Here is a 13,491-nt window from a genome sequence, read left to right on the forward strand (position 1 = left end):
TCCTTCAGGAGGTTTGTTGCCGTTATGGCAGCTTGTTGTACTCTTCCAACGGCCGGGAAAGATTTTGCTTTATAAGCCGGGAGGCCGCCTGGGCATCGCGTTTTTCCAATGCATCGATAATTTGCTCATGCTCCTCGGCCGCTGCCATCGTCTGGCCGAGCGGCTGCTTGAGAAAGACGAATTTGAAGCGGCGGATATGCATTTGCAGGGACGAGCAGAAGGATACCGTATAGGGATTATCGGACAGCTCGACAATTAAGTTGTGGAACTCCTCATCATACTCCAGCGCCTGATAAATATCTTTCGCTTTGATCGCGCGCGCAAAAGCGGCGTTCAGCTCGCGCAGCTGCTCAATTTGCCCGGGTTCGATAAGCTGAGCGGCTGTTTCGGCCGCGAGGGCATGCAGGGCGCCAAGTGTAGCATATAGCTTGCCAATCATTTCTTTGTCAATGGTTGTGACCCGCGTATCTTTGCCTGGATACATCTGCACCAGGCCTTGGACTTCCAGCAATTGCAGCGCCTCGCGCACCGGTGTGCGGCTAACGCCTAGCGCAGCTGCAAGCTCGGCATCGTTCAGCTTCTCATCCGGCTGCAGCGTACCGTCGATAATCCATTTTTGCAGCTGGGATAAGGCGCGATCTTTGGCCGAGGTGCGCACCGGCGTCTCGTAATTAGTAGGAATGGGCATTTCAATTCATCCTCTAGCAATATTTTAAACTTTAATATATCGCATCTGCCGGTTGAAAGCAATGAAACAAATCGTCTGCTAATCCCCAGTAACTAACAAAATAAAATGCAGTTCGTTGCTCCCCCATGTTACTGCGCGGCATCATCACGCTCCCTATGTTGACGATTAGGGCTAACGAACCTCAAACACGCTATTAGCCGAAAAATCGGCTTGCTCCGGGTATAACGAACCTGGGGCGGCTGGCGATTAATTGTGGACAACGATTTTTGCTGCAGAAGCGGGCCACTGTGGGCATGCGGACACACGATCCGTTATTTTGTCGAATAACGGCCAATTCATAGGTTTCGCGGACACAGGATCCGTTATTTGCTGGTTTTGCCGGGTTTTCGCGGCGTTTTGAGACCAATAACGGAGCTACGGTCCGCGAGGAAGCCGTTTTGCAGGTTTGTTCACAGATAACGGATCCACGGTCCGCTCGGGGTCGCTTCGTTCGTGATGAACGAATGCTAACGGATGCCACAGCCGCTAATTGTGAAAATTCGACCGATTTGTAATTGTAACGGAACTGTGAGCCCCTATTTGATGATGATGAGCCCGATTTGGCAAGAAAACGTTGAATTAAGATCGCTTACTTCCGTTAGATTTTAAAAAGGAAGGTAATTGACGAAATAGGGTCCGTGGCTTCCGTTAGACGGAACCGCTTTGCAGGCGACCCTCCTTCAGAGCTTTTGCCCCCTGAACTCCAGTGTTAGAAGAAAAAACTTGGCGATAGTACCAAGAACGCCGCCAGGCGTTTTTCTTAAGCCCAAAAAAAGAGATTGCTTTTTTTGTCAGTGCCAGAATATAATATGCAATATATTGCATTCAAATACTTGTTTCAGGAGAGAAACGATACAGAGAGAAGGAGCGTAATCAACATGTCAACAAAGCAAAACACCATTCAATCGTCGTCATTTGCGGCGAAAACGATTTATCCCATTTTAATTACAGTGAGCATGGTGCATTTATTGAATGATACGATTCAATTTATTGTCCCTTCGCTTTTTCCGATTTTAAAATCATCCTTATCGCTAAGTTTTGCGCAAATTGGCCTTATTTCACTTATGATTAATTTGACCGCAGCCATTATGCAGCCGGCTATAGGCATTTATACCGACAACCGGCCCAAGCCGATGATGCTGCCGATCGGGATGCTGTTTACTATGCTGGGCGTCGTAATTTTGGCCTATGCGGACCGCTTCTGGATCGTCATGCTGGCTGTCATGCTGATCGGTCTTGGCTCGGCGGTGTTTCATCCCGAATCGTCGCGCGTCTCTTTTCTGGCGGCAGGAGATAAAAAAGGGGCGGCTTCGTCAATCTTCCAATTCGGCGGCTTTATGGGGCAGGCAATTGCGCCAATCTTGACGGCCTTCTGGTTCGTTGCAACCGGGCACCGCGGTCTTGTATGGCTTTCGATCGTCATTGCGATCGGGTTTGCCGCTCAATTTTATGTTGCCAAATGGTATAATGGCCAGCTTGCGGATGCAAGCGATACAAATAAAGGGAAAAAGGTAACATCGCCCTATACCGGCTTGTCCAAAGGCCGGGTCTGGCTGGCGATTACGATCCTGATGATTCTCGTCTTCTCCAAAAACTTGTATGTAGCAGCAATCAGCAGCTATTATTCCTTCTTTGCGATTGAGCGTTTCGGCGTCACAATGGAGCAAGCGCAAATCATTTTGTTCGTCTTCCTGGCAGCCAATGTCGTCGGCCTGCTGGTGGGCGGCTGGCTGGCCGATCGTTTCAGCCGCATCGCGCTGATTTGGTTCTCGATTTTGGGCACGGCGCCGTTTGCGCTGCTTGTTCCTTACTCGAATCTGGCTTTGTCGATCGTCTGGATTTTTCTTGCCGGGGCCATTCTGGCTTCATCCTTTTCCGTTATTATGGTATACGCCAATGAGCTATTGCCCGGTCAGGTCGGCCTTGTGTCCGGCATTTTCTTCGGGCTTGCCTTTGGCCTTGGCGGCGTCGGTTCGGCAATCCTTGGCAATATGGCGGATGCGACCAGTATCGATTTCGTTATTCGCTGCTGTGCGTATTTGCCGCTGCTGGGCTTATTGACGATCTTTTTGCCGAAGGAGAAAAAAGTGCGCAGCGCCCGTCCTGCAGTAGAAGTATAGTTATGCAGAAATGTACCTTCCTAGTTGGGGATCGCTCGTTACTTGTGATATAGTGAAAGAAATAAATGGTGGAAACGGAGCGAGATCAGCTAATGATGCAGGAAGGGCAGAAGCCGCGGCAGCAGCAAGAGAAGAAACGGAGTGTAAAAGACTGGAACAAACGGGACAGGAGGAGGCCGGGTTCGGCAGCAGGTGCCGCTGCGAGCCCGGCTTCGGCTGAAGAAATCAAGGTTGGCGCACGGATCGTCGTTACGATCAAGCGGATCGGCATTAACGGCGAGGGAGTGGGCTACTTCAAGCGCAAAGCGGTCTTTATCGACGGCGCGTTGCCGAATGAGGTCATCAAGGCGCGTGTGTCCAAAGTTGAAAAAGGCTTCCTCACGGCCGAGATCGTGGAGATTGAGAAGCGCTCGCCGCACCGTCAGCAGCCGCAATGCCCGGTTTATGCTGTCTGTGGCGGCTGTCAATTGCAGCACATCACTTATGAGGGGCAATTGGAGGCCAAGGAGGAGCTCGTGCGCGAGGCGTTTCGCCGCTATACGGGGCTTGAAGAGCTGCCGCTGCGACCGATTATCGGGATGGCTGAGCCTTGGGGATATCGCAATAAAGCGCAGCTGCAGGCGGGGCGCGAAGGCGGCAAAATTGTCACTGGACTCTATGCGGCAGGCTCCCACAGCCTGATCGATATTAGCGGCTGTACGGTGCAGCATCCGGTAATCAACCGCGTCATCAGCGAGGTCAAAACGATTTTGGCTGAGCTGGACATTCCGATCTATAATGAGCGTGCGCGTACAGGGGTGGTACGGACTGTCGTCGCGCGGATCAGCGAAGCGAGCGGGCAAGTACAGCTGACGCTCATTACTGCGGCGGACAAGCTGCCGGATTCGCGGCGCTTTGTGCAGCGGGTTCGGGAGGCGCTGCCGATGGTCGTAACAATCGCCCAAAACATTCACAAAGGGCAGTCATCGCTTATTTTCGGCGACAAAACAATTGTGCTTTGGGGCAAGGAACGCCTGGAAGAAACGCTCGGCAATATCCGCTTCGCCTTGTCGCCGCGTGCATTTTTTCAGCTCAATCCGCAGCAGACGGTCAAGCTGTATGGGGTGGTAGAGGAGGCGGCTGCGTTAAGCGGATCGGAGCTGGTCGTGGACGCTTACTGCGGCACGGGAACGATTGGCCTGTGGCTCGCTCCGCATGCCCGGGAGGTGCGCGGTATCGAGCTGATCGGCGAAGCAGTGCGCGATGCGCGGGAAAATGCGCGCATCAGCGGGATCGACAATGCGAGCTTCTACGAAGGGCGCGCCGAGCAGCTGCTGCCGGAATGGGTGGGCCGCGGCATCAAGCCAGACGTCGTCGTCGTCGATCCGCCGCGGACAGGCTGCGAGCAGCCGCTGCTGCAGGCGATCGTGCGCGCGAAGCCGCGGCGGCTCGTGTATGTATCGTGCAATCCGTCGACTTTGGCGAAGGATTGCACGACACTGCTCCACGGCGGCTACCATATCGAGTGGGTGCAGCCGGTGGACATGTTTCCGCAGACGGGACATGTCGAGGCTATAGTGTTGCTACGAAGACAATAAGGCTGGAAATCCTTAATTTAGGGGCGCCCAAAACACTGATGCTATCCCTTGCTGGATTTGGGCTGCTACTTTTTCGGTGTTAACTCTATTAAATCCGTCTAAATTGTCCATTGTTCTCGTTTCTCTTGTTGCTTTATTGCATCCAGCGGGAGCACGAACGATAATTCACCCGTGCTGCGCTGTTCATGCGCCCGCTCTCCTGACGGAGAGCTTTTTTTATGCCCATTTTCGGGGAGGATAATCTATTAAGTGTAACGCCTGATGTAATAAATATATCCTTCGAGTCAACGTGGAATCCACTATTCTGCGCGCCGTTAGATACCAAGTCTGATATATTCAATAAAGCAATCATTCCGTTGACCGTATATAATATTATTGTATGAATACAGGAGGATTAGCCATTTGGAATATATTTCGATATGAGGAAGTCAAAAAAAGAAAGAGTGATATCATATGAACAGAATATTAATAATTGATGATGAAAAGGAAATTACCGATTTAATAGAGTTGTTTCTGCAAAATGAAAATTTTCAAGTATCCAAATGCTATTCTTCACAGGATGCCCTTATGCTTATTAAAAACGAAAGCTTTGACTTAGCTATTATAGATGTTATGTTGCCAGATGGAAATGGATTTGAATTGTGCAAGTTCATTCGAGAGAAATACACTTATCCTATAATTATACTTACATCCAGAATAGAAGGTATCGACCGTGTTACTGGACTATCCCTGGGGGCAGATGATTATGTTACTAAACCCTTTTTGCCAGTTGAATTAGTGGCGCGTGTAAAGGCTCAATTAAGACGAGTACAGCTTTATGACGGAAAAGAAAGCAATACATCAGAAACCCTTATGGTTACAGGCCTCTTTCTTAATAAAACATCTCATGAATGTAATTTAAATGGTAAAAAAATTAAGCTGACTCCCTTGGAATTCTCTATATTATGGCTTTTGTGCAAAAACAGAGGAACAGTTTTTAGTGCGGATGAACTCTTTCAGCAAATATGGGGGGAGAAATACTTCAAAAATAGTAGAAACACAGTTATGGTTCAAATTAGACATATACGAGAGAAACTAAACGATTCTGTAGAAAATCCAAAATTTATAAAAACTATATGGGGAGTGGGATATATCATTGAATAAGAAATTTTCAAAGAAATACAAACAAACATTATGGCTACGGCATTTAGTAGGGGCAATTGCCGCATTCGTTGTTTTTGCAATCAGCTATTTTATTGTAAAGATTGCGTATCCAGACAATTTTTATATCATTCTTGAAAAAATGCTGGGCCGTAATATAGCTTATTTCATTCATGGCTACGAACCGGGCGTTATCTTATTTGTTATTGCAATTTCACAATTTCTGATATGGATTGGGATCGAATGGAATTCTTCACGAAAAATTATGAAAATAATGGACAGTCTGGACTGTATTTTAGACAATTCAGCAGACGATATTTTATTGCCTGCAGAGTTTTCCGATTTGCAAAACCGGCTCAATCTTATAAAAACGAAAAATAGAGAGCAACAACACTTAATGGAAATAGAGGCTCAAAAAAAATCTGACACTCTCACCTATCTTGCTCATGATATAAGAACGCCTCTTGCTTCCGTTGTCGGATATTTAAGCCTTTTATGTGAATCGCCGGATATGCCATCAGAACAACGGAACAAGTTCATAAAGATAGCATTTGAAAAAGTATTGAAATTTGAAAACTTGATTGATGAATTTTTTGATATAACACGTTACAGTCTATCAGACAAGGCAGTAGTTAAAAAGGAAGTTGATTTATGCTTTTTAATTGAGCAAATATCTGATGAATTCTACCCATTACTGCAACAAAAAGAGCTTCAGCTCAATTTGGATATCCCCGATCATTTATTCGTTTTTGTTGATGCCGAAAAAATTGCAAGAGTCTTTAACAATGTCCTAAAAAACGCAATTACATATAGCTTCCCCCAAGGCATTATTGATGTTATTGTGCAGAAATCAAGTGAGCATATAACTGCAAACATTAAAAATCGTGGAGAAACCATACCGAATGATAAGTTGGAGCGTATATTTGATAAATTTTATCGCACCGATGAATCCGGAAACTCTGGTAAAAGCGGTGCGGGGCTAGGATTAGCAATTGCAAAGGAAATTATGAGAATGCACAATGGAGCAATCTCCGCAGAAAGTTTTGAAGAAACTACTGCTTTTACTCTTACCTTGCCTATCAATAATTAAGAAGTAGGATAAGAAAAAAATAAGATTCTCGAAAAGAATAAAAAATCAACGGTTTGCTTTTATTTAGTACAATCACTAAATAAAACGAACCGTTTTTATGTGGGACCCTACAAATGGAGGAAGGAATTATGAATAATAAAAGTAGTACAAAAGAAAAAGTATTGCGTTATTGCATATATGGACTTTTCACACTTTATATTATTTTTTTGCTTCGCATTACACTTTTTAAACAAGCAAGCATCTATAATTTGTTTGCTGCCATAGGCGCAAGCGAGCGAACAGTAAGTATCATTCCTTTCAAATCAATTTTTGAAATGATTAGTAGTAACGTTTCAATAACACGAATATTGGAAAATGTTATTGGAAATATTGTTATTTTCATTCCTTTTGGATTAATACTGCCAGTTATTTTAAAAAGAGAAAGCAGAAATGTTATTTTAGGTGGCATTATCTTTAGCGCGTCCATCGAAATAATCCAGTATATTTTTGGCCTGGGAAGCACTGATATTGATGATTTAATTTTTAATACATTCGGGACTATAATCGGATATATGCTATTTATCGCTATGAAGAAAAAGTCAAAATCAAATTTATCATTTCTTGCTTCTATGACAACCTTGGTAATTATTTCAGGAAGCATTGCCTTTGGTATTTTACTTGTTAACAATACAGATTTATTTTTAATATCTCCAAAGGAAACTACTGTGGAAAACGGAGAACTTGTTCAGGGATTTATTGAAACCCCATTTTATCTTAGCGGAAAGTTTGTCGAATCAAAGGATTCTATACTGACGGTTGAAAAAAGTATTCAAAGTGCATCAGAACAGAGAACACTTATGGAATTTGAAATAACATCCGACAGTCGCCTATATGTTTGCTATGATAAAATAGACTACTTTTTTAGTACAATTTCTGGCGAACATCAACGTTATGAGCAAATAACATATTCTGATTTTATTTCACAGAAAAGTGAAGTATTCAGCAAAGGCCGTAATGTTATTATATGGAGTTCAGATGGAAAAAAAGTTGATAACTTAGTAGTAATCGAATGGGTTGAATAATAAAAAAGATTGCCCAAAGCGCGTCCAACGCCGCTTTCGTTTACTATGGCGTCCTACGCCGCGGATAAGATCATCAGCCAACTTGTTGTTTGAACGTTGGGATGAAATTTTCCAGGATCCGTGAAAGAAGCATAAGGGGGACATTCCAATAGACCCTGTATAAAAGGTTTATAGCGTTTTTTTGCTATACACCTTTTATGCAGAGCGTTAGCATGTTAGTGTTTACCTGTGCGACCCTTACAAGTCCTTTCTAGTAAACAGATTTATAGTTAAGTAGTAGGAAGCAATGAATAATAGCACGATAGGGATCAGGATAAGCAAAAACACTTGGTCAATGCTAAAACCATTCTCATTCACCATATTCATAAGCATAGCTGTAGGCTGCGCCAGAGCAAGTAGTATGATCAAGAATACGATATTGATAATAGCGGTTCCTTTTTTACTAAGTGTGTAAAAAAGCGGCAAATAGACGGAAGTTAGAACAAGCACTATGCCTACTGGAACCAGAATGTCCATGACCGAATAGTCTGGCTTATTAAGCTCTAGGATTGTTAGTTTAACGAGCCAGTGAATCCCGTAAGAAGCAAGGACTCCAAAAAGGGTATAGATGATGGCAGCTATGTATTTGGCTTGCACAATATGTTTGCGCTTAATGGGCAGCGTGACCAGAAAATGATGGTTATTGTTCTTGATATCTATCATCGTACCGTGATTAAGTAAGGCGAAAGCTGTATAGATCCCCACAAGGTGAATAGACGATGAAAGTTTTGGTATAAAAGCGACACTAAAGACAGCAAGATACAGGATACTCATCCATAGTGTGCTTTTTAAAGCGACGAAGTCTTTACGAAGCAAGTTAAGCATGAATGCGTCCTCCCTTGGCGGTGAAATACATGATGTCTTCTAAGGATGGTTTGTCAAAAACAACATAATTCCCAAACAACCGTTCAGCCTCCTGCCTGTTATCTACCAATCCCTCAAAACCAACAGCTGTTTCGCGAATCCCGACAAATTTGTTTCGAACATCTGAATCGAGCAGTTGTGAGTCGCCTTTGACGATTGCGTATCTCTCGAGCACTTCATCTTTCGTTTCATTGAATACAAGTTTTCCGCGATTGATGAAAGCAATGTAGTCAGCAATTCGATCTAAATCTGTTGTGATATGGGTCGAGAAGACAATCGAGTTGCTCTCGTCCTGCATCATATCCGCAAGCAGATCAAGCATTTCCCTTCTAAACACAGGATCAAGTCCAGAGGTAGGTTCATCCATAATTAAGAGCTCAGCCTCATGCGATAAGGCGACCGCAAGAGAAAACTTGACTTTCATACCCTTGGATAACTCTTGTATCTTCTTCTTGGGGGACAACTCAAATTGTTCTAGATAGCTGTTAAACTTCTTCTCGTTCCATTTCTTGTAGAAAGGTCCGATCATCTTCATCGTGTCACGAATCGCAAGATGCTCGTAATAGAAGCAGTCATCCGACACAATGCCGATGCGCTGCTTAATGTCAACTTCTTCTTTAGGCATATCGCAGCCTAGTATTTTGACGCTCCCGGAGTCAGGACGAATCATGCCGAGCATCATCTTGATCAAGGTGCTTTTACCAACGCCATTCGGACCAATGAGTCCGGTAATGTAGCCTTGTTTCACATCCAAAGATACATTGTCAACAGTAAATTCAGGGTATGTTTTCGTTAGATTTCGTAATTCTATGGCATTCATGGTGTCTGTTCCTCCTCGAACAATAAAGTTAGATGATCGATTAAATCTTGTTGGCTCATGCTTAATTCTTTGCTTTCTTGAATGATTTCTATCATTTTCTCTTCTAAACGTTTCATGCGCTGCTCCCGAATAAAGTCTTTATTTGCTCCTGATACGAAACAACCCTTGCCTACGACTGAGTCGATTAGCTTCTCTTTCTCCAACTCCTCATACACGCGCTTGGTTGTAATGACACTAACTTGCAAATCCTTGGCCAGCTGCCTGATGGAGGGGAGGCTGTCGCCTGCACGCAAATCACCGCTCAGGATACTCTGTCTAATCTGGTTCATGATCTGTATGTAAATCGGATCGTTCGATGCGTTGGATATTATTATTTTCAGGGTCTATCACCTCGCTGTTGTCAATAGAGTGACTACCGTATATACATAATATACACACTATTCACTTTTGCGTCAATATATAATGGCAATGACTGTGTCAAATTAGGTGGACAAATCCAACTGGGAGGTGTTGACGATGAATGAACCGATGCTGAAAAAAGCGATGGATACGCTGGAATTTTTAAGTCAGGATGCCGCGGCGCGGATGGCTTATGATGCCCGGATGAAGGCGCTCAGCGACGAAAAGTCGACAGTTATATCTGATGCCAATACCGTGATTTGGTGGATCTTAAAGAAATCCACGCAAAGAGTGGAAGATCTGCATAAGTTCTCGACATTTGCAATGTAAACTGGCTGTGAAAGGTGAGAAGCAGCCGAGAAGAACAAGAAGAATAATTAATCTGGAGGATTGGATTCAGGGCAACGTAATTTTTGAAAATGGAAGGAACTGCGGATTATGTGTGATGCAAAAACAATAAAGGAGGAATTAACCAATGAAAATGAAGCTAGTTTTATTCGTAGTATTTTGTTCTTTTCTATTTGTGCCAACGATTGCTTCTGCTGAAATGATCAATGGTAATGTCGGATACGAATTAACCTCCGGGCGACTCTGGGCCACGACGGACGCGGTGTTGGGGTTGATCAGCGCGATCCTCGCCGGGCTGTCTCTGGCCCGCTCCGCCGGTCGTTTCGGCACCGGCAGCGGGCGGCGTGGGGCCATCGTGGCCATGGTGGCGGGGCTGATCGTCATAACCTACGCTGGTGTGCATGTGACCATATTCCCTGGTGGTCCCGGCACAGGTGACGGGCGAGTCGGAGCCATCATTGCCATCGTGTTGGGGCTGACTAGCATATTCCTCGCTGGGATAACTCTGGCCCGCTCCCGCCGCACCGGCTGACCCGACCATGTGCCGGTCATGTGCCCCCGTGTTGTGGTTCCTGCCCCTTCTTGGCGTGGTCCGGAGGGCGCAGGGGCCGATAATCTATCCGATTATCTATACAGAATAGAATTCATGATTTTGAAGTAGCTTGACCATTATTATCAACGTACAACGTATATCAGAAGGGGATAGTCGTATGAAACGAATTGTAGAAAATGTATTAAATATTATTGGAGTTATAGGGAATGTTCTCATGATAGGAACAGGGCTTGTTTTTTTTTACCTCAAAGATAATGAAGTTTTTCTGAAATATTTGGATGATAACTGGAGTAAAAGCCAAAATGATTATACACTTGATCAGTTGAGTCAAGCATGGACGATGTTTGTTCTACCTGGAATCATTGGTCTTGTATTAGGGATACTGGCTATCTATTTATTGAAAAGCAATCGGAATCAGAAGCTTGTAGGATGGATGCTAATTATATTATCAGTCGCGAGCTGTTTTATTTCGTTGTTTGCGGCCATACCAAATATATTCTTTATTATCACAGGAATAATAATATTGGCCGCTAAACCAAAGAAAATTTTAGAGTAACGAGTTACGCAAAGGGAAATGGCTCCGCGAGGAGCCTATCCTACCCGACGCCCTCCGCTGAAAATCGGTTTGATTTCCATTATTTGAGCCAATTGCGCTTTGTCGTTCAGTTGCTGGTTCTCCCCCCCCCACTAGGCAATAATTCCAAAATAAGTAAATTAATGTCTGTTTTTTGGAATCCAATCAGTATTTCAAATCCTCTTAAAAGTACCACAACTCCCCTTTTCGAGTAAACTGTAAGATTGCTTTACATATGGTTCTGAGCTATGGGAAAGTCACCCAAGCATTGGACATTCGCCTTTATGATTTCGAGGCCGGCTGGGGCTTGACCATGGGGCACTGGCTATTTCATAAGCATAGTAGACAAAGTCTGGCAGATCGATAATACTTAGGACTAAGCTTATAAAATGAAGAGGTGCTGAAATGGGTGCATTGTTAGGGAAAATACCGTTGTCCATCTATCCGAAGCTGGTTGTTACCTTTTTGCTTGTGCTCATTCCGATCTACGCGCTAAGTCTGCAGTTGAACGAGTCGAGCGCGGATAACGTCAGGAGCGAGATCACGAAATCGATGCGGGAACGCGTCCATTTTTATTTGTATGTGCTTGAAACCGATTTCACGAGGACGATCCGTTTGCAGCAGGAGTATGCCAATGACGAGTACTTACGGCAGCTGAGCGATTTCAATTCGATTATAACCGATATTGAAAGGAATAAGGCGCTGACCAGCCTGCTTAATCGCATTAGGGTATTGAAAGCTTCAAGTCCTTATATTCGCAATGTTCATATATCGATTGCATCGATCGGGCGCACTTTATCTACGGATCAAACGATTGGATCTATTGACGGCGAATTGTTCAACGCACTCTCCACGCCGACGGACCGTCTTGCATCGCCTTTTATTCAGCAAGGAGATAAGTTATACATCAGTCTTCCTTATCCTGAGATTGCCGTTCAGGGAGGTACGCAATATGTGATCGGTGTCGAGGTGGATAAGGCCGAAATCAAATCAGCCATCGGTTTGTTCGGGGAAAGCGTGCAAGGCGGATCGATCATGATCGATCATAAGAAGAGATGGCAGATCGTTAATATGACGGATGCGGATATGCAGCCTGTGCTGGCCGAACTAGCCTATAAGTTATATGACAACAACGCGGAAGATTCCGGCATCAGGTATATGGAATGGGAAGGGGAAAAATATATTGTTATCTTCGAAAAGTCTGCACGTCTTGATTCAATGATTTTAACGTATGTGCCGGAAGAGGTTGTGCTGGGGCCACTGCAAAAGTATCGCAGCGGAATTTGGTGGTTATCTTCCTTATCTCTAGTCATCATCGCCGTATTCTCATATGCGATTTATCAATTGATTCATCAGCCGCTGCGTACGCTGGTCAGAGCTTTCAAACAGGTAGAGAAAGGGAAACTGGATGGCGAAATACAGTACAAATTTCAAGATGAATTTTCCTATCTGTACCTGCAGTTCAATAAGATGATCGAGCGAGTAAGGGTGCTGATTCATGAAGTTTATGAGCAGAAGTACCGCATCCAGCTTTCGGAATTAAGACAGCTGCAATTGCAGATCAATCCGCATTTTTTGTATAACAGTTTCTTTACGCTTTATCGCATGGCCAAGATGGAGAAGTTGGACCAAGTGATGGCCTTTACGAAATCATTAGGGCATTACTTCCAGTTCATAACGCGCGACGGCGTCCAGGAAGTGCCGCTTATCGAGGAGATCAGCTTTGTGCGCTCTTATGTTGACATCCAGAACGTTCGCTTCGGCCGGCGCATCCATGTTGATTTTCCGAAGCTGCCTGAATGTTGGAATGAACAGATCGTTCCGCGGCTGATTGTACAGCCATTGCTGGAAAATTGCTATAAACACGGTTTGGCCGATGAAGACGAGGAAGGGAGGATTAAGGTGTCTTTTTATGAGGAACAGGATCGTTCAATGCTAATGATTGCCGTTGAGGACAGCGGAACGAGTTTGAGCGAAGATCAATTGTTCAAGCTTCAACATAGTTTGACCATAAACAATAATCTCAAGGAGGGGCTGGGCCTGTTCAATGTCCACCGGAGAGTGCAAATCCATTATAAGGAGCGGGGAGGGTTGAAATTTTCCCGCAGCGCCCTGGGAGGTCTCAAGGCTGAATTAATGATACCTATAGATAAGGATAAGTAAAGGAGAGGAACAGAAG

12 protein-coding genes and 1 pseudogene are annotated in these 13,491 nt (G+C 44.6%); 9 read left to right on the forward strand and 4 right to left on the reverse strand.

Annotated features, from left to right (window positions below; genetic code table 11):
• Positions 1-22: 22 nt before the first annotated feature.
• Entirely contained in the window at positions 23-688 is a 666-nt protein-coding gene (locus ACFQ0N_RS00875) for a GntR family transcriptional regulator (RefSeq protein WP_379322456.1), read from the reverse strand.
• Between the two features lie 917 nt (positions 689-1,605).
• Between ACFQ0N_RS00875 and ACFQ0N_RS00880 the strand changes: the two genes are divergently transcribed.
• The 5 genes from ACFQ0N_RS00880 (at position 1,606) to ACFQ0N_RS00900 (ending at position 7,715) form a co-directional block, all read left to right on the forward strand.
• Positions 1,606-2,847: an MFS transporter gene (locus ACFQ0N_RS00880; RefSeq protein WP_379322457.1), complete on the forward strand. Its 1,242-nt coding sequence runs from the start codon at positions 1,606-1,608 to the stop codon at positions 2,845-2,847.
• A gap of 92 nt (positions 2,848-2,939) precedes the next feature.
• Positions 2,940-4,424, forward strand: coding sequence for a 23S rRNA (uracil(1939)-C(5))-methyltransferase RlmD (rlmD, locus tag ACFQ0N_RS00885; protein WP_379322458.1), 1,485 nt, complete (start codon positions 2,940-2,942; stop codon positions 4,422-4,424).
• A 453-nt stretch (positions 4,425-4,877) separates the two neighbouring features.
• The gene (locus tag ACFQ0N_RS00890; RefSeq protein WP_379322459.1) at positions 4,878-5,567 is read left to right on the forward strand and encodes a response regulator transcription factor; all 690 of its coding nucleotides are present in this window, start codon (positions 4,878-4,880) and stop codon (positions 5,565-5,567) included.
• On the forward strand, positions 5,560-6,654 hold the full coding sequence (locus ACFQ0N_RS00895) for a sensor histidine kinase (RefSeq protein ID WP_379322460.1): 1,095 nt from the start codon (positions 5,560-5,562) through the stop codon (positions 6,652-6,654). The genes ACFQ0N_RS00890 and ACFQ0N_RS00895 overlap by 8 nt, the downstream gene beginning before the upstream one ends.
• Positions 6,655-6,782: 128 nt before the next feature.
• Complete coding sequence (locus ACFQ0N_RS00900; RefSeq protein ID WP_379322461.1) at positions 6,783-7,715, forward strand: VanZ family protein; 933 nt, start codon at positions 6,783-6,785, stop codon at positions 7,713-7,715.
• A gap of 237 nt (positions 7,716-7,952) precedes the next feature.
• Here ACFQ0N_RS00900 and ACFQ0N_RS00905 read toward each other — a convergent pair whose 3' ends face one another.
• The 3 genes from ACFQ0N_RS00905 to ACFQ0N_RS00915 are packed head-to-tail and all read right to left on the reverse strand — an operon-like array spanning position 7,953 to position 9,767.
• Positions 7,953-8,579, reverse strand: a complete 627-nt coding sequence (locus ACFQ0N_RS00905) for an ABC-2 transporter permease (RefSeq protein WP_379322462.1) — start codon at positions 8,577-8,579, stop codon at positions 7,953-7,955.
• A complete protein-coding gene (locus tag ACFQ0N_RS00910) occupies positions 8,572-9,438 on the reverse strand; it encodes an ABC transporter ATP-binding protein (protein ID WP_379322463.1) in 867 nt (288 codons plus the stop codon). The genes ACFQ0N_RS00905 and ACFQ0N_RS00910 overlap by 8 nt, the downstream gene beginning before the upstream one ends.
• The gene (locus tag ACFQ0N_RS00915; RefSeq protein WP_379322464.1) at positions 9,435-9,767 is read right to left on the reverse strand and encodes a GntR family transcriptional regulator; all 333 of its coding nucleotides are present in this window, start codon (positions 9,765-9,767) and stop codon (positions 9,435-9,437) included. The genes ACFQ0N_RS00910 and ACFQ0N_RS00915 overlap by 4 nt, the downstream gene beginning before the upstream one ends.
• 160 nt (positions 9,768-9,927) lie before the next feature.
• Between ACFQ0N_RS00915 and ACFQ0N_RS38275 the strand changes: the two are divergent.
• The 4 genes and pseudogenes from ACFQ0N_RS38275 to ACFQ0N_RS00935 all read left to right on the forward strand — a co-directional run.
• Positions 9,928-10,074, forward strand: a pseudogene (locus ACFQ0N_RS38275) (Rpn family recombination-promoting nuclease/putative transposase); the annotation flags it as partial.
• 238 nt (positions 10,075-10,312) lie between these two features.
• The gene (locus ACFQ0N_RS00925; RefSeq protein WP_379322465.1) at positions 10,313-10,717 is read left to right on the forward strand and encodes a DUF6223 family protein; all 405 of its coding nucleotides are present in this window, start codon (positions 10,313-10,315) and stop codon (positions 10,715-10,717) included.
• A gap of 178 nt (positions 10,718-10,895) precedes the next feature.
• Positions 10,896-11,294, forward strand: coding sequence for a DUF4064 domain-containing protein (locus tag ACFQ0N_RS00930; protein ID WP_379322466.1), 399 nt, complete (start codon positions 10,896-10,898; stop codon positions 11,292-11,294).
• A gap of 423 nt (positions 11,295-11,717) precedes the next feature.
• A complete protein-coding gene (locus tag ACFQ0N_RS00935; protein WP_379322467.1) occupies positions 11,718-13,475 on the forward strand; it encodes a sensor histidine kinase in 1,758 nt (585 codons plus the stop codon).
• Positions 13,476-13,491: the final 16 nt, after the last annotated feature.

The organism is Paenibacillus sp. GCM10027626 (assembly GCF_042676285.1).
In the GTDB taxonomy this organism is placed as follows: domain Bacteria; phylum Bacillota; class Bacilli; order Paenibacillales; family Paenibacillaceae; genus Paenibacillus_Z.